This window comes from Streptomyces sp. NPDC044063 (assembly GCF_056434285.1).
This window is the reverse complement of record NZ_JBWKFM010000005.1, coordinates 159,267-175,734: the sequence shown is the minus strand read 5'-3', so window position 1 is coordinate 175,734 and position 16,468 is coordinate 159,267. Positions and strand designations below refer to the sequence as shown.

9 protein-coding genes and 3 tRNA genes are annotated in these 16,468 nt (G+C 77.0%); 5 read left to right on the top strand and 7 right to left on the bottom strand.

The window, feature by feature from the left end; genetic code table 11:
- Nucleotides 1-134: 134 nt before the first annotated feature.
- On the top strand, nt 135-1,334 hold the full coding sequence (locus AC07BS_RS09120) for an RNA polymerase sigma factor (protein ID WP_478642096.1): 1,200 nt from the start codon (nt 135-137) through the stop codon (nt 1,332-1,334).
- Between the two features lie 27 nt (nt 1,335-1,361).
- On the opposite strand, the gene AC07BS_RS09115 is transcribed toward AC07BS_RS09120, so the two are convergent.
- On the bottom strand, nt 1,362-2,798 hold the full coding sequence (locus AC07BS_RS09115; protein ID WP_478641441.1) for an FGGY family carbohydrate kinase: 1,437 nt from the start codon (nt 2,796-2,798) through the stop codon (nt 1,362-1,364).
- Between the two features lie 75 nt (nt 2,799-2,873).
- Entirely contained in the window at nt 2,874-3,161 is a 288-nt protein-coding gene (locus AC07BS_RS09110) for a YtxH domain-containing protein (protein WP_478641440.1), read from the bottom strand.
- Nucleotides 3,162-3,352: 191 nt separating this feature from the next.
- On the opposite strand from AC07BS_RS09110, the gene AC07BS_RS09105 reads away from it, so the two are divergent.
- The 4 genes from AC07BS_RS09105 to AC07BS_RS09090 all read left to right on the top strand — a co-directional run bounded on the left by AC07BS_RS09105 (nt 3,353) and on the right by AC07BS_RS09090 (nt 5,239).
- Nucleotides 3,353-3,425: transfer RNA gene (locus tag AC07BS_RS09105), tRNA-Asn, on the top strand.
- A gap of 5 nt (nt 3,426-3,430) precedes the next feature.
- Nucleotides 3,431-3,503: transfer RNA gene (locus tag AC07BS_RS09100), tRNA-Asn, on the top strand.
- A 177-nt stretch (nt 3,504-3,680) separates the two neighbouring features.
- A tRNA-Ile gene (locus AC07BS_RS09095) sits at nt 3,681-3,754 on the top strand.
- 279 nt (nt 3,755-4,033) lie between these two features.
- On the top strand, nt 4,034-5,239 hold the full coding sequence (locus tag AC07BS_RS09090) for an aminotransferase-like domain-containing protein (RefSeq protein WP_478641438.1): 1,206 nt from the start codon (nt 4,034-4,036) through the stop codon (nt 5,237-5,239).
- A 76-nt stretch (nt 5,240-5,315) separates the two neighbouring features.
- On the opposite strand, the gene AC07BS_RS09085 is transcribed toward AC07BS_RS09090, so the two are convergent.
- The 5 genes from AC07BS_RS09085 to AC07BS_RS09065 are packed head-to-tail and all read right to left on the bottom strand — an operon-like array spanning nt 5,316 to nt 16,337.
- The gene (locus tag AC07BS_RS09085; protein ID WP_478641436.1) at nt 5,316-7,076 is read right to left on the bottom strand and encodes a beta-ketoacyl synthase N-terminal-like domain-containing protein; all 1,761 of its coding nucleotides are present in this window, start codon (nt 7,074-7,076) and stop codon (nt 5,316-5,318) included.
- Between the two features lie 58 nt (nt 7,077-7,134).
- Nucleotides 7,135-13,416 carry an SDR family NAD(P)-dependent oxidoreductase gene (locus AC07BS_RS09080; RefSeq protein WP_478931157.1) on the bottom strand — a complete coding sequence of 2,094 codons (6,282 nt, stop codon included), beginning with the start codon at nt 13,414-13,416 and terminating at the stop codon, nt 7,135-7,137.
- On the bottom strand, nt 13,413-14,336 hold the full coding sequence (locus tag AC07BS_RS09075; RefSeq protein ID WP_478931155.1) for an alpha/beta hydrolase family protein: 924 nt from the start codon (nt 14,334-14,336) through the stop codon (nt 13,413-13,415). The genes AC07BS_RS09080 and AC07BS_RS09075 overlap by 4 nt, the downstream gene beginning before the upstream one ends.
- Nucleotides 14,333-15,142, bottom strand: a complete 810-nt coding sequence (gene fabI / locus AC07BS_RS09070) for an enoyl-ACP reductase FabI (RefSeq protein ID WP_478931153.1) — start codon at nt 15,140-15,142, stop codon at nt 14,333-14,335. The genes AC07BS_RS09075 and fabI overlap by 4 nt, the downstream gene beginning before the upstream one ends.
- Nucleotides 15,143-15,167: 25 nt before the next feature.
- The gene (locus AC07BS_RS09065) at nt 15,168-16,337 is read right to left on the bottom strand and encodes a beta-ketoacyl synthase N-terminal-like domain-containing protein (RefSeq protein ID WP_478931151.1); all 1,170 of its coding nucleotides are present in this window, start codon (nt 16,335-16,337) and stop codon (nt 15,168-15,170) included.
- Between the last annotated feature and the right edge of the window lie 131 nt (nt 16,338-16,468).

The window sequence follows — 16,468 nt, the reverse complement described above, 5'->3', positions numbered from 1 at the left end:
CCCACCATACCCCTTTCCCGCTCCCCCTTGGGGTGGGCCCCGCCTCCCCCCCCACATTGGGGGGCGGTCCCCGCTTCCTCGGAGCGCGCCGCCCCCCCCCCCCCCCCCCGGACCCCTCCGCGAATCCGCGCGGGATCCCCGGCACGGGAGGCGGCGGGACGACGCAGCGCCCCGAACGCTCCGCCGCATGTTCTGCCGCCTCAGCAGCGATCACCCTGGAGGTCGCCCCCGTGCAGACCCGGACCCCGACCCTGCCCCAGGCCCAGGCCCGTCCGGCACCGATCGTGCCGCAGCAGGCCGAGCCCCCCGCGTCCGAGACCCTGGCCCTCGCCGAGGAGCCGGCCCCGGATCCGGCGCCCGGATTCGCCCAGGAGCCCGACCCCGCCCCGGCCCCCGACCGGGCGGTCCGGACCGACACCGGCGGGCCCTCCTCCGACCTGTTCCGCCAGTACCTCCGGGAGATCGGCCGCATCCCGCTGCTGTCCGCGGCGGAGGAGGTGGAGCTGGCCCGCCGGGTGGAGGCGGGGCTGTTCGCCGAGGAGAAGCTGGGCAGCACCCCCGACCTCGACACCCAGCTCGCCCTCGACCTGGACCGGCTGGTGGTGCTCGGCCGGATGGCCAAGCGCCGGCTGATCGAGGCCAACCTGCGGCTGGTCGTCTCCGTCGCCAAGCGCTACATCGGCCGCGGCCTGACCATGCTCGACCTGGTGCAGGAGGGCAATCTCGGCCTCATCAGGGCGGTCGAGAAGTTCGACTACGCCCGCGGCTACAAGTTCTCGACGTACGCGACCTGGTGGATCCGGCAGGCGATGTCGCGGGCGCTGGCCGACCAGGCCCGCACCATCCGCGTCCCCGTGCACGTCGTGGAGCTGATCAACCGCGTGGTGCGGGTGCAGCGCCGGATGCTCCAGGAGCGCGGCTACGAGCCGACGCCCGAGGAGGTGGCGGCCCAGCTCGACCTCTCGGAGGAACGGGTCAGCGAGGTGCTGCGGCTGGCCCAGGAGCCGGTGTCGCTGCACGCCCCGGTGGGCGAGGAGGACGACGTAGCCCTCGGCGACCTCATCGAGGACGGGGACGCCGCCTCGCCGGTGGAGTCGGCCGCCTTCCTGCTGCTGCGCGAGCATTTGGAGGCCGTGCTCTCCACGCTGGGCGAGCGCGAGCGCAAGGTCGTCCAGCTGCGCTACGGCCTGGCCGACGGCCGGCCGCGCACGCTGGAGGAGATCGGGCGGATCTTCGGCGTCACCCGTGAGCGCATCCGCCAGATCGAGTCGAAGACCCTCAACAAGCTGCGCGACCACGCCTTCGCCGACCAGTTGCGCGGCTATCTGGACTGAGCCCGCGCACAGGAGCGCGCAGGGGGCTCAGACCGCGTCGAACGCCCCCGGATGGGTCTGCTCGCGCACGGTCGCGTACTGCTGCCGCACCGCCTGCCCGACCGACAGGTCGTCCATCGTCGGATCGAAGGCCTGGCCGGCCGGCGTGGGCCACAGCGGGGGCTGCTGCGGGGACAGCACGCCCTGCTGCACGCCCAGCGACCAGGCGGCCTGCCGGGCCGCGCCGAGCGCCGCGTAGTCGGCCGGCAGCGGTACGACCACCTGCGCGCCGAACAGCGACGGGGCGATCGCCTGCACGGCCGGCAGCTCCGCCGCCGGGCCCAGCAGGAAGACCCGGCGCACCTCGACGCCGCGCCCGCGCAGCACGTCCAGCGCGTCCGTGAGCCCGCACAGCATGCCCTCGAAGGCCGCCCGGGCCAGGTGCTCCCGCTTCATGCTCTCGCGGCGCAGGCCGGCCAGCGTGCCGGCGGTGTGCGGCAGGTGCGGGGTCCGCTCGCCCTCCAGGTAGGGCAGCAGCACCATCCCGTACGAGCCGGGCGAGGAGAGCAGGGCGAGATCGGAGAGGCCGGGCAGGTCCGTGCCGAGCAGCTCGGCGGTGCCGCGCAGGACGCGCACCGCGTTGAGGGTGTGGACGACGGGCAGGTGCATGCCGGTGGCGTCGGCGAAGGAGGTGATGGTGCCGGTGGAGTCCGCCAGCGCCGAGTGGTGCACGGCGAAGACCGAGCCGGAGGCGCCCAGCGAGATCACCGCGTCGCCCGGGCCCACGCCCAGGCCGAAGGCCGCGGCCATCGTCTCGCCGGTGCCGGCCGAGATCAGCAGCCCCTCGGGGGTGTGCCCGGCCGGCTCGGCGGGCGCCAGGACGTCCGGCAGGGACGCCTGGCGGCCCAGCGCCAGCTCCACCAGGTCCGGCCGCCAGTCGCCGGTCGCGGCGGACCAGAAGCCCGTGCCGGAGGCGTCACCGCGGTCGGTGGTGCGGCGCAGCGGGCGGCCCAGCAGCTGCCAGACCAGCCAGTCGTGCGGCTGCAGGACGGCGGCGACGCGGGCGGCGGACTCGGGTTCGTTGCGGGCCAGCCAGCGCAGCTTGGCGATGGCCTGGGCGGCCTGCGGGACCGAGCCGACGGCCTCGGCCCAGGCGGCCCGGCCGCCGAGGGCGTCGGTGAGGTCGGTGGCGGACGACTGGACGCGCCGGTCGTTGCCGAGCAGGGCGGGGCGGACGAGGACGCCGCCGGCGTCGAGGGTGAGCAGGCCGTGCTGCTGGGCGGAGACGCCGATGGCCTGGACGCCCTCCAGCAGGCCGCCCGTGGCGGCGTCGCCCAGGGACATCAGCCAGGCCTGGGGATCTCCCTCGGGGAGGGTGGTGGGATGGGGCGCGTAGCCCTGCCGCAGCACGGTGCCCGTGTCCGCGTCACAGACGACGATGCGCGTGCACTCCGAAGAACTGTCCAACCCGGCGACTATGCCCATGCCGAGATGATGCCAAACCCCGGGCGTTCCCCGGGCATCCGGTGGTCCTTCCGGGTGTGCTTCCGGGTGTGCCGGTCAGGTGTTGCTGGTGCCCCAGTCGTCCTCGTCGCCGGCGCGCTGCTCGCGCAGCGAGCGGATGCGGTTCGCCACGGAGCCGGGCAGCCGGTCCCCGACCCGGTCGGTGGCCTTGGTCACAAGGGCCCGGCCGTTCACCGCGGCGGTCTCCACGGTGTTGCGCACCGCGGGGTTCTGCGCGACCCGCCGCGCCCCTTTGCGCAGCTCCTCGTACCGCTCGCGCCCGGCCCGCGCGCCGAGCACGTAGCCGACAGCCGCGCCGGTCATGAACGTCAGCCGGTAGCGCATCGCGCCCCTTCCTTCCGCTTCGGTCGGATCCGCTGTGCCCGCCGCCTACCCGGCCGGGCCGATGGTCACTCCCCGGCCCCGGGGGTACCGATTGGCGGAGCACCCCCCTGCTTGCGCTAATCTATGTCTCGCAGCGAGCGCCCGCCGCCCGGGAGACCGGTTCGGAGGTGCATTCGAGGCACACGCGACATTCCCCTGTAGCTCAATTGGCAGAGCAGCCGACTGTTAATCGGCAGGTTACTGGTTCGAGTCCAGTCGGGGGAGCGCGGTCCCCTGTAGCTCAATTGGCAGAGCAGCCGACTGTTAATCGGCAGGTTACTGGTTCGAGTCCAGTCGGGGGAGCAGTGAGAAGAGGACCCTCCGGGGTCCTTTTTTCATTCCGGAGGGAACCGGACCGCCGTGATCGAAGTCCTCATGGTCAGACCGATCACACGATACGGCCCCTCCGGGGCAGCAGATCGTATGAGCGGCTATGCTGCGGCAGACGGCGCGCACAGATGTGCGCGACGCGCCGTGAACGGGGCGGTAGCTCAGCCGGTTAGAGCAGCGGACTCATAATCCGTCGGCCGTGGGTTCGAGTCCCACCCGCCCCACACGCGCGGCTCAGGTGCAGAAACGATGTGACCTGCGTCATCGACGCCCCGCCCGGGATCTCCCGGGCGGGGCGTCGGCCGTTTGCGGGCTTCTCGCGGCCCGGTCGCGCCCTGCCCGTGGTCTGCCGACGGCCCGTCCATGGCCCGTCCATGGCCTATCCGTGGCTTGATCCGCGCCCGTCGGGTTCCGGTCAGGCCCCGTTGTTTTCCGGCCAAGTGGCGGGAAAACGCCGGTCGTTGGCCGGTTACGGGAACAGCCTTTTGAATTACTCTGTGATCATGATCCGTGCAGAGCTTCCCCCGACCGCCGCCCGCGCGACCTCCTTCGGCGCGTCACCGGTGCGCGAGATCCTGGCCCTCACCGCGCGCCCCGAGGTGATCTCCTTCGCGGGAGGCCTCCCGGCCCCGGAGCTCTTCGACGTCGCGGGCATGCGCGCGGCCTACGACCGCGTGTTCGCCGAGACCGCCCGGCAGGCCCTCCAGTACTCGACCACCGAGGGCGACCCGGACCTGCGCGCGGCCGTCGCCGAGCGGATCGCGGCGCGCGGCCTGCCCACGGCCCCCGGCGACCTGCTGGTGACCACCGGCTCGCAGCAGGCGCTCACGCTCGTCGCCACCGCCCTCCTGGAGCCCGGCGACGTCGTCCTGGTCGAGGACCCGGGCTACCTGGCGGCCCTGCAGTGCTTCTCCTTCGCCGGCGCCCGCGTCGTGCCCGTGCCGACCGACGACGACGGCATCCTCCCCGAGGCCCTGGAGGAGATCGTCGCGCGGGAGAACCCGAAGCTGCTCTACCTGGTGCCCACCTTCCAGAACCCCACCGGCCGCACCCTGCCGGCCGAGCGCCGCCGGGCGGTCGCCGAGGTCGCCGAGCGACGGGGCTTCTGGATCGTCGAGGACGACCCCTACGGCGAGCTGCGCTACGACGGCGAGCCCCAGCCCTGGATCGCCTCGCTGCCCGCCGCGGCCGACCGCACCGTGCTGCTCGGCTCCTTCTCCAAGATCATGGCCCCCGGCCTGCGCCTGGGCTACCTGCGCGCCCCCGCCGGGCTGCTGCGCGCCTGCGTGATCGCCAAGCAGGCGGCCGACCTCCACACCTCGACCATCGACCAGGCCGCCGCCGCCCGCTACCTCCGCGACGCCGACCTCGACGCCCACGTCGCGCGCATCCGCACCGCCTACCGCGAGCGCCGCGACGCCCTGCTCGCCGGCCTGCCGGACGCGCTGCCCGCCGGCAGCTCCTGGAACCGTCCGGACGGCGGCATGTTCGTCTGGGTCCGGCTCCCCGAGGGCCACGACGCCACCTCCCTACTGCGCATCGCCGTCGAGCACGACGTGGCCTACGTCCCCGGCGCCCCCTTCTTCGCGGGCGAGCCGGACCGGGCCGCGCTGCGGATGTCCTTCACCACCCACGCGCCCGACGAGATAGCGGAGGGCCTGCGCCGCCTCGCGACCGCGCTGACCGCGGGCGCCCCCGTCGGCGCGTAGGGGCTGTCCGGAACGACAGCGGAAGGCCGGAGGGGGCGTACACACGTACGCCCCCTCCGGCCTTCTCCGGCACCGGTCAGCAGCCCTCCGGCGCGTAGCGCCGCCGCTCCCAGGGGTAGTGCGGCAGGCTCAGCACCCGGCGCGGCAGCTCCGCGAGCTCCGGTCCGGAAGTGTCCGGCTCCGCCCGGCCCGCCGCGAGGTCCTCCAGCGCCCGGCGGGCCTCGGTGCGTCCGGAAGCCCGCACCCGGGCCCGTACCGCCAGCGGGGCGCGCCCGTGTGTGACGGTGTAGGCGAACGCGGCGTACTCCTCGTCCCCGGCCCCCGCCAGCCGGTCGGCGAGCCGTCCGGCGAGGGCGCGCAGGGCCTCGGGCGTCCTGGCGGAGATCTCGAAGCCGTCGGCCCGGCCGCCGGCCGCCGGCTCCCGGCGCGGGGCGGCGCCCAGCACGACGTGGGCGTTGGTGCCGCTCATGCCGAACGAGCTGACCCCGGCGTGGGCCCCGGCCTCCGCGGGCCAGGGGGTGAGCTCCGTGGGCACCGCGAAGGCCGTGCCGTCCAGATCGATCCGCGGGTTCAGGGACCGGAAGTGCGGCACCGGCGGGATCGCCCGCTCGCGCAGGCACAGCACCGCCTTCACCAGGCCCAGCACCCCGGCCGCCGCCTCCGCGTGGCCCATGTTCGCCTTCACCGAGCCGAGGTGCAGTGGCGTCCCGGGCCCCGGCCGGCCGAGCGCCTCCGCCAGGGCCTCGACCTCGATCGGGTCGCCCAGCGACGTCCCCGTGCCGTGCGCCTCGACGTAGCCGATGTCGCCGGGCCCGAGCCCCGCGTCCGCGAGGGCCGCCTCCACGAGACGGACCTGCGCCAGCACGTTGGGCGCGGTGAAGCCGGACGAGCGGCCGTCGTGGTTGACCGCCGAGCCGTGCAGCACCGCGTGCACCCGGTCCCCGTCCCGCTCGGCGTCCGCGAGCCGCTTGAGGACGACGACACCGCACCCCTCGGAGCGGGTGAAGCCCGCGGCGCGGGCGTCGAAGGGCCGGCACACCCCGTCGGGGGCGAGGGCCCCGGTCCGCTCGATCAGGGCGGTCGAGCGCGGGGTGAGGACGAGGTTGACGCCGCCGGCGATCGCGAGGTCGCACTCCCCGTTCCGCAGCGCCTGGCGGGCCTGGTGCACGGCCACCAGCGACGAGGAGCAGGCCGTGTCGACGGCGGCGACCGGCCCGGTCAGACCCAGGGTGTGGGCGACGCGGCCGGCCGCGAAGCAGTGGCCGTTGCCCGTCGTCGTGTACGCGTCGGGCTCGCCGGCCGGCCAGTCCCGGTAGTCCTGCGCGGTGATGCCGGTGAAGAGCCCCGTCGTGCCCGCTGCCGCCACCGGCGCGGGGATCGCGGCGTCCTCCAGCGCCTCCCAGACCACTTCGAGCAGCAGCCGGTGCTGCGGGTCGAGGGCGCGGCCCTCCCGCGGGCCGATGCCGAAGAACGGGCCGTCCAGCCCCAGGACGTCGTCGAGGAACCCGCCCCGGTGCGGCACCGCGTCCCAGGCCTCCCGGCCGAAAGGGGCGGTACGGGAGTCGGGGAGCGGCCGTACGAGGTCGGCGCCGGACGCCAGCGCGGACCAGTAGCCGTCGAGGTCGTCGATGGCGCCGCCCGCCGCGCCGCCCGGCACCCGCAGTCCGATGCCGACGACGGCGACCGGCCGGGGGTCCTTGAGGGCGGCCAGCTCGGCGCGGAGACTCCGGATGGTCTCCATGGCGCGGGTGATGGCGGTGGGGGCGGGACGCGGCTCCCCCGCGCTACGGGCCTCCGACGTGCCGCCGCTGTCGCTCCTCATGTCGTTCGCTGTCATGCCCCTCGTTCCCGTGTCCTTCGTTCCGGTGTCCTTCGTTCCGGCGCCGCCCGCCGCGTCACCCCGCCGCCACCCGTTCGCACAGCGCCCCCGCCAGCAGCCGTACCGTCCCGTACGTCCACAGCAGGGTCGGCGACAGGCGCAGCCCGAAGGCCGCCTCCAGGCGGTTGCGGAGCTCCAGGCTCATCAGGGAGTCCAGGCCCAGCGTCTTCAGCGGGGTGTCGCGGTCGAGGCCGGCCGGGTCCGTGCGCAGGACCCGCCCGGCCAGCTCCCGTACGCGCTCCTCGGCCAGGGCCGCCCGGGCGGCCGGCGGTGCGGTGCGCAGCCGCTCGGCGAAGTCCCCGGCGGCCCCCGCCGCTTCGCCGCCGGCGCTCCCGAGCAGCAGGTTCCAGCTGGCGCGGTCCGCCGTGGCCGGGTACGTCTCGGCCCACCGGCGGGGGTCCAGGGCCAGGCAGCCCACCACGGTCTCCTCGCCGGTCAGGAGGGCGTCCAGGGCGCGCCACGCGTCGTCCGCCGCGATGCCGGGCATGCCCCGGTCCGCGAGCCGGTCCCCGCGCCCCGCCTGCCGGGCCGCGAGGCCGAGGCCCTCGAAGGGGCCCCACTGCACGCTGAGCGCGGGCCGGCCGCGGTGCCGGCGGGCCAGGGCCAGCGCGTCGAGCGAGGCGTTGGCCGCCGCGTAGGCCGCCTGGCCCACGGTGCCGACCAGGGCGGCGGCCGAGGAGAAGAGGACGAAGAAGTCCAGCGGGTCGGCGTCGGTCAGCCGGTCCAGGTGGGCGGCGCCCTCGGTCTTCGGCGCCAGCACCCGGTCCAGCTGGTCCGCCGTCAGCCCGCGCACCACGGCGTCGTCGAGCAGGCCCGCCGCGTGCACCACGCCCCGCAGCGGCGGCAGCCGGTCGCGCAGCCCGGCGAGGGCCGCCTCCAGCGCGGCCGGGTCGGCGACGTCGGCCCGCAGGACCTCGACGCGCGTGCCGCCCGCCCGCAGCGCCGCGACGCGTTCCGCCGCCGCGGCCGAGGGCGCGGACCTGCCGAGCAGGGCCAGGGCGCCCGCGCCGCGGCCCGCCAGGTGCTCGGCGAGCGCGAGCCCGAGGTCGCCCAGGCCGCCGGTGACGAGGTACGTCCCGTCGGCGCGGAACCGGCCGTCCGGCAGTGGCTCCGCCACCACCCGGTCGACCGTGCCGGGGTCCTGGAGCACGAACTTGCCGATGTGCTCGCCGCGCGCCATGGCACGCAGCGCCCCGGGCGCCTCCGCGAAGGCGTACGGGAGCACGGGCAGGGCCGTCAGGCGGTCGGCCGCCACGTGCTCCCACACCGTGCGCAGGAGGGCGGCGAAGCGGCCCGGGCGGCGCGTCATCAGGCCGGCCAGGTCGACCGCCGCGAAGGAGACGCCCTTGCGGAAGGGGGCCAGCCCGAGCGTGCCGTCGCCGTGGATGTCCTTCTTGCCGACCTCCACGAACCGGCCGTCCTCCGCCAGCGCCTCCAGGCCGTGCCCGATCGCGGCCCCGGTGAGGGAGTTGAGCACGACGTCCACGCCGCGCCCGCCCGTCGCCTCGCGCACGCCGGTGGTCCAGGCGGCGGCGTCGCGGGAGTCGAGGACGTGCCGGACGCCCAGGCCGCGCAGGTGGGCGCGCTTGGCGGCGCTGCCCGCCGTGGCGACGACCTCGGCGCCGAGCAGCCGGGCCACCTGGAGGGCGGCCAGCCCGAGACCTCCGGCGGCGGAGTGGATCAGCACCGTCTCGCCGGGCGCCAGCCGCGCCACGTCGTGGAGCGCGTACCAGGCCGTGGCCATGACCAGCGGCAGCGCCGCGGCGTCACGGTCCGTCATCCCCTCCGGCACCGGCCGGGCGTGCTCGGCCCGTACGGTCACGTGCGAGGCGGCCGCGCCGAAGACGCAGGCGACGACGCGGTCCCCGACGCGGAAACCGGGGGTGTCCGGGCCGACGGCGACCACCCGGCCCGCGCAGTCCCCGCCGAGCAGGTCCCCGCCCACCGGGTCCGGGTAGGTGCCCGCCGCCTTCATGACGTCGATGAAGTTCAGCGAGGTGGCGGTGGTCTCCACCTCGATCTCGCCCGGGCCGGGGGCCCGGCGGGCCAGCGGCAGGAAGCCCAGCGCGTCCCAGAAGCCCGGCCGCCGCCCGGGGCGCAGCCGGAACGGCTGGCGGGGCGTGTGCGCCGGGGGGACGGGCTCGTCGTCGCGCGCGGCGGCCGGGCCCTGTTCGAGCCGTCCGGCCAGCCGTCGGCCGGGGCGCAGCAGCACCTGGTCGTCGCCGTGCGCGGCGCGCAGCTCGGCGGCGACGGCCGCCGCCCGGCCGGGCTCCTCCACCGTGTCCACCAGCACCGCGGACAGCTCCGGGTGCTCGTTCTGCAGGACGCGGGTGAAGCCCCAGTACAGCGCGGCGCCGGGGTCGGGGGCCTCGTCGGGCGCGGCCTGCCGGGCGCCGGTGGTCACCACGGCCAGCCGTGGCGTCACCGGCCGCGCGAGGCAGGCCCGGACGAGCGCGGTGAGCGCGAGGAGGCCCGCGCGGCGCGCCCCCGGCCCGTCGGCCGCCGGGGCGGCGAAGACGACGCCGCCCACCTCACCGGCGGCCCGCAGCCGCTCCTCCCAGGCGGTCTCGTCCAGGGCGTCGTCGCCCGGGAGCACCGCGGTGTCCGCCGGGATGCCGTCGGCGAGTTCCGCGACCGTGGCCGCGGACGCCCCGGGACCGCAGACCAGCCAGCGGCACCCGGCGTCGCCCCCCGCCTCACCGGCCGGCGTCTCGTGGAAGGCCAGCCGGTACACCCGCCCGGACAGGGCCTCGTCGGCGGCGTCCGGGGCGAGGGGGGTGAGGGCCAGGCCCTCGACGTACGCCACGGGGGCGCGCCCGTCGTCGTACAGCCACAGGTCGAACAGCTCCGTGTCGCCGTCCGCGCGGCGCGCGGCGTGCACCCACAGACCGGTGGTCGCCGGCGCCCCGGCGGCGGGCAGGACCACGCGGCGGGCGGCGGAGGGCACCACGGTGCCCTCCCGCCCGCACAGGGCGAGGGCGGTCTGGAGGGCGCCGTCCCACAGCACCGGGTGCAGCAGGTGGCGGTGGCGCCCGGCGGGGCCCCGTCCGGGCAGCTCGACCCGGGCCAGCGCCTGCCCGCCGGCCACCCGCAGCCCCCGGACGGTCCGGAACGCCGGGCCGTACGCCAGCCCGCGCGCGGCCCGGGCCGCGTAGAAGTCCTCGTCCGGCAGCGGGTCCGCGGCCTCCAAGTGGTCCGGGAAGCGGGCCTCGTACGGCTCGGCGCCGTAGGACGCGCGGGCCGTCATGTGCCGGGTCCAGTCCGTCGCCCCGGCGGGCAGCGACAGCAGGGCGAAGCCGCCGCCCTCGGCGGCGTCCTCGCGCCACAGCCCGCCCAGGCGCAGCGGTTCGGCGGTGAGGGTGACGGCGGAGGTGAAGCGCAGGTCGTGCAGGGCGCGCGGGGCCGCTCCGGTGCGGGAGGCCACGGCGGCCGCGCACAGTTCGACGGAGGCCGCGGCCGGCAGGACCACGGCGTCCCGCACCCGGTGGTCGGCGAGCCACGGCTCGTCGTCCACGGCGAGGTCTGTGGTGCCGTGCCAGACGCCGGTCCCGGTGGGCAGCGGGGCGAGGGTGAGGGCGAGGCCCCCGGAGCCCTCCCGGCCGGCGCGGCGCGCGGGGGCCACCCGGTACCGGCCGCGCTGCCAGGGGTAGGCCGGCACCGGCACGTCCGGGGTGCGGGGCGGGGGCCCGAAGGGGGTGAGCCCGGCGACGTAGCCGCGGGCGAGGGCGGCGGCCAGGTCCTCGGGCCGGCCCTGGCCGCGGCGCAGGGTGCCCAGGACGGCCGGCGGCTCGGCGCGCAGGGCGGCGAGCTGTTCGACGGCCGGGACGAGCACCGGGTGCGGGCTGATCTCCACGAGGTGGGTGACGCCCCGGTCCAGCAGCTCCCCGACGGCCTCGGCGAAGAGCACCGGGCGGCACAGGTTCTCCACCCAGTACGCGGCGTCCAGCGCGGTGCCGTCCTCCTCGGCCACCCGCACGGTCGACATCAGCGGCGTCGTGCCCTCGCGGGGCCGGACCGGCGCCAGGAGGGCGAGCAGATCGTCGGTCAGGGAGGCCATCCGGGGGCTGTGCGAGGCGTAGTCCACGTCGACCAGGCGGCAGAAGACGCCGTCGGCCTCCAGCAGTTCGCGCAGCAGGAGGACGGAGTCGGCGTCGCCGGACAGCACGCAGGAGGTGGGGCCGTTGTGCACGGCGAGCACCACGGCGTCCTCGAAGCCGGCCAGGGCCCGCCGGGCGGCGTCCACGTCCAGCTCGACGGCGAGCATCAGGCCCTCGCCCGACGCCGCCCGGTGGAGGGCCGCGCTGCGCCGGGCCACGATCAGGGCCGCGTCCTCGTGGGACAGGGCCCCGGCCACGGTGGCGGCGGCGATCTCGCCCTGGCTGTGGCCCACCACGACGTCCGGGACGACGCCCGCGCGGCGCCAGGTCTCGGCCAGGGCGACCGACACGGCCCACAGCACCGGCTGCACCATGTCGGCGCGCCGCGTCCACGCGTCGCCGTGACGGCCCGTCAGTACGTCGGTCAGGTCCCAGTCGACGTGCGGGGCGAGGGCGGCGGCGCAGCGGTCGGCGGCCTCGGCGAACACCGGGTCGGCGGCGTGGAGCTCCCGGCCCATCCCGGCCCACTGCGAGCCCTGGCCGGGGAAGACGAAGGCCGTGCGGCCCCGCTCCCGGGCCCGGCCCAGGACCGGCCCGTCCGCCGGGCCGGCCGCGTCCACCGGGCCCGTACCGTCCTCGCGGCCCGGGGCGCCGGCGGCGTCCGCCACCCGCTCCAGGGCGGCGCCCAACGACGCGGTGCCGGTGCCCACGACGCCCGCGCGGAACGGGAAGTGGTCGCGCCGGTGGCCCAGCGCGGCGGCCAGCTCGCGGGGCGCGGCGTCCCCGCGCTCCAGCGCGTCCCGCACGTCCCGGGCACGCCGCGCCAGCGCCTCGGGGGTGTGCGCGGACAGCGGCAGCAGGAAGGGGCCGGTGGGGTCCAGGGAGTCGTCGTGGTCCGGGGCGCCGGCCTCGTCCGGGGCCGACATGACGATCGCGTGGGCGTTGGTGCCGCCCCAGCCGAAGGAGTTGACGCCGATGTAGACCGGCCCGTCCGCGGCGCCGGGCAGCGGCAGCGGCTCGCGCGCGACCTCCAGCCCCAGCTCGGCGAACGGGATCTCCGGGTTGAGCTCGTCGGCGTGGAGGCTCGGCGGCACGACGCGGTGCCGGAGCGCCAGCACCGCCTTGAACAGTCCCGCCATGCCCGCGGCGGGCTCCAGGTGGCCGATGTTCGTCTTCACCGAGCCGATGGGCAGCGGGCGCCCGGCCCGCTCCGGGGCCCGCCCGAGCACCGCGCCCAGCGCCCGCGCCTCGACGGGGTCGCCCCGCCGGGTGCCGGTGCCGTGCGCCTCGACGTACGCGACCCGGTCGAGCGGTACGCCCGAGCCGTCGTAGACCCGCCGCAGCAGGTCGATCTGCCCCTCGGGGCTGGGCGTCACCAGGCTGTCGCCGCCCCCGTCGTTGTTGGCGGCGGTCCGCACCACGACGGCGTGCACCCGGTCGCCGTCGCGCCGGGCCCGGGCGAGCGTCTTGAGGTAGACGGCCGCCATGCCCTCGCCGCGCACGAACCCGTCGGCCCCCGCGCCGAACGCCGCGCACCGGCCGCTCGGCGACAGCCCGCCGAAGTGGGTGAGCCCGACGGTCACCTCGGGCGTCAGCATCAGGTTGGACCCGCCGACGAGCGCCGCGTCGACGTCGCCCGTGACGAGGGCCTGGCAGGCCAGGTGCAGCGCCACCAGCGACGAGGAGCAGCTGCTCTCCACCATCAGGCTGGGGCCCGTCAGGCCGAGGACGTAGGACAGCCGGGCCGCCACGATGTCGAGGGAGTTGCCCACGATGCTGTGCGGCCCGGCGGGCGCGCCCCGGTCCTTGCGCAGCAGTTCGTGGTCGTGCCACAGGCCGCCCAGGTAGACGCCGGTGCGCGTGCCGCGCAGGGCGGCCGTCCGCTGCCCGGCGTCCTCCAGCGCCAGCCAGCCCGTCTCGAGCATCAGCCGCTGCTGGGGGTCGATGACCTCCGCCTCGCGCGGCGAGATGCCGAAGAAGGCGGCGTCGAAGGCGTCGACGTCCTGGAGGAAGCCGCCGAACGCCGGGATCTCCCGCTCCGGGTCGGTGACGGCGGCGCTGTCCCAGCGGTCCGCCGGGACCGGGCCGACGGCGTCGCCGCGCTCCGACAGCAGCCGCCAGAAGCCCTCCACGTCGGGCGCGCCCGGGAAGCGCCCGGCCATGCCGACGATCGCGACGAGCTGCTCCGGGTCGTGGTTCACGCGTGCCTCGTTCGGTTCTCGGTGGTGTCGGTGGTGTCGGTGGTTGCGGCGGTGACGGACCCGGTCCAGGCGCGCACCCGGTCGGCCAGGCCCCGGTGGTGCCGCACCCAGCGGAAGTGGTCGAGCGGCCGTCCGCCGGCGTCCGCCGACGTGTGCCGCAGCCGGGTGACGGGCGCGGCCGCCAGCTTCCCGGTCAGGTGGCCGACGCAGGGCGGCGGCGTGAGCCGGTCGCCCTCCACGTCCACCGCGAGCACCGGTACGGCCAGCTCGCGCAGCGCCCGCTCGTAGTCCACGTCCGAGCCCCTGACCCGGTACGTCCCGTGGAGCGCCTCCCGGCCCCAGTCGCCCATCAGCCCGGCCGACTGGAGCCCCGCGAACCGCAGGGACTCGCCGGGCCAGCGGCCCAGCAGCCGGGCCGTCAGCCGCACGCCCTGACTGAACAGCAGATGGCTCAGGGCGGCCGGGCCGCGCCACAGACGGAAGTAGGAGGAGCCCGAGGCGATCAGCACGATGCCGCGCACCGGAGGGCGCCGGTACGCGGTGTGGAGCAGCGCCAGCTGGCCGCCCAGGCTGTGCCCCAGCAGCACCAGCGGGCTGCCGGGGAAGTGGCGGACCACGGCGTCCACGGCCGCGCCGAGATCGTGCTCGATCATCTCGCGGTAGCCGAAGTCGGTGGCCCGGGAGATCCGGGGGGTGCTCTCGCCCTGCCCCCGCAGGTCCGTGGTGACCACGGTCAGCCCGGTCGCGTGCAGGGCCCGGACGAAGGGCACGTAGAAGCGGGCCGCGGCGCCCATGGCGGGCAGCAGCAGGAGCACCGGGGCGCCCGGCTCCGCGGCGCGCAGGACGCGCAGGGCGAAGCGGGCGCCGTCGGCGGTGGTGACGGACTCCAGCAGCGGCAGCCGCGGCGGCGGCGCGCTCACGGCGCCTCCGCCGGCCGCTCGGTCACGACCGCGCCCTCGACGGCGTGGACGCCGCCGTCGGCGTGGAGGACCTCGCCGGTGACGCCGCGCGAGAGGTCCGAGAGGAGGAAGAGCACGGGCCCGACGACCCGGTCGTGGTCCGCCGTGTCCCAGCCCAGCGGCGCGCACCGGGCCCAGCCCGCGGCGATCTCCCCGTACGAGCCGACGGCCTGGGCCGACACCGTGCGCAGCGGGCCCGCGGCGACCAGGTTGACCCGGATGCCCTGGGGACCCAGGTACAGGGCGAGGTAGCGGCCGACCGACTCCAGCGCGGACTTGCTGATGCCCATCCAGTCGTAGCCGGGCAGCGCCCGGGAGCCGTCGATGCCCAGCGCCACGACGCTGCCGCCGCCCTCCGCCCGCGCCAGCAGCGGGGTCAGGGCGGCCGCCAGCGCCTGGAGGGAGACGGCCGAGACGTGGAGGGCGGCCAGGGCGTCGGCGGCGGGCGTCTCCAGGAAGCCGCCGCCGATGGCGGCCGGCGGCGCGGCGGCGACGCAGTGCAGCACCCCGTCCAGCACCCCCCAGCGCTCCTGGAGGCCGGCCGCGAGGGCCGTGAAGCCGTCCGGGTCGGTGACGTCCAGCTCCAGGACGTCGGGGGATACCGGCAGCAGCGCCGCGGCCTTGCGGGTGATCCGTGCCGCCCGGCCGAAGCCGGTCAGCACCACCTCGGCCCCGGCCCGTTGCAGGGCCGCCGCCGCGTGCCAGGCGATGGAGTCCTCGGTGAGCACCCCGGTGACGAGGTACCTCCGGCCGCTGAAGTCGAGCATCAGCCTTTCCTCATGTGGTGGGGAGTCATGTCGTGGCGGAGTGGTGGGTCGTCGTGCCGGGCGCGGGGGCCCGCAGGACGAGGGCGGCGTTGTGGCCGCCGAAGCCGAAGGAGGTGGACAGGCCGATCCGCCCCCGCGGCCCGGCCGCGACGGCGGTGCCCGGCCGGGCGTGGCACAGCGGGCCCAGCTCCGGGTCCGGCCGCAGCAGCCCGGCGGTGGGCGGCGCCTCGCCGTACCGCAGCGCCTGCAGGGTGGCCACGGCCTCGACGGCCCCGGCGGCGCCGAAGAGATGGCCGAGGGCGCCCTTGCTGGACGACAGGGGGACGCGCTCCAGCACGTCGCCCAGGGCCGTGCGCAGCGCCCTGATCTCGGCGGCGTCGTTGAGCACCGTGCCGGTGCCGTGGGCGTTGACGTAGCCCAGCGCGTCGGGGGAGACGCCCGCGTCGGCGAGCGCGCGGGTCACCGCGCGCGCCGCCCCCGAGCCGTCGGGCGCGGGCGCGGTGAGGTGGTGGGCGTCGCTGCTCGCGCCGTAACCGATGATCTCGCCCAGGACGCGGGCGCCCCGGGCGCGGGCCGCCCGGGCGTCCTCCAGGACCAGGACGGCCGCGCCCTCGCCCATCAGGAGCCCGTCGCGGTCGGCCGCGAAGGGCACCGAACGCCCGGAGGGCGACAGGACGCCGGCGTTGCGGAACGCCGCCCGGACCGTGGGCGTGAGCGGGCTCTCCGCGCCGCCCGCCACGGCGGCCACCGCCGTGCCCGCCCGGATGGCCCGTACGGCGGCGCCGATCGCCTGGGCGCCCGCCGCGCAGGCCGCCGCCACGCCGTACGACTCGCCGCGCAGCCCGAAGCGGATGCACAGCTGCGCGGCGGCCGCGTTGGGCATGGTGCGGGGGACGAAGAGCGGGGACGTGTCGTCCGCGCCCTCGTCGCCGGCCGCCGTGTGCCCGGCGCGGCGGTACTGCTCGTCCACCGTCCGGACGCCGCCCAGGCCGGTGCCGAGGTAGCAGTCGACGGCGGCCGGGTCGTAGGGCGGGCCCGCGGACCAGCCCGCCTGCGCGAGCGCCTCCTCGGCGGCGGCGAGGGCGAGCAGGCCGAAGCGGTCGGTGCGCCGGGCCTCCCGGCGGGCCCGCGCGTCGCCCGGGGCGAGGTCCGGGCAGCGGCCCTCGCCCCCGGTCAGCCCGCTCCCGCCGGCCACGGGGGGGGGGGGGGGGGAAGACGCCCCGGCGCCCCCCGGGGGTGACGCGCCGCTGTCTGTGGGGGAGATGGGGCGGGTCCCCCCGACGCCCACCCGGACCACCCTGTCTCAGATCGGGTTGGCGAACCGGG

What these genes read in the sequence shown, in the direction of transcription:
- AC07BS_RS09090 (WP_478641438.1), top strand. Translation starts at nt 4,034, where the DNA reads ATGATCCGTGCAGAGCTTCCCCCGACCGCCGCCCGCGCGACCTCCTTC.
- fabI (WP_478931153.1), bottom strand. Translation starts at nt 15,142, where the DNA reads ATGCTCGACTTCAGCGGCCGGAGGTACCTCGTCACCGGGGTGCTCACC.
- AC07BS_RS09085 (WP_478641436.1), bottom strand. Translation starts at nt 7,076, where the DNA reads ATGACAGCGAACGACATGAGGAGCGACAGCGGCGGCACGTCGGAGGCC.
- AC07BS_RS09110 (WP_478641440.1), bottom strand. Translation starts at nt 3,161, where the DNA reads ATGCGCTACCGGCTGACGTTCATGACCGGCGCGGCTGTCGGCTACGTG.
- AC07BS_RS09115 (WP_478641441.1), bottom strand. Translation starts at nt 2,798, where the DNA reads ATGGGCATAGTCGCCGGGTTGGACAGTTCTTCGGAGTGCACGCGCATC.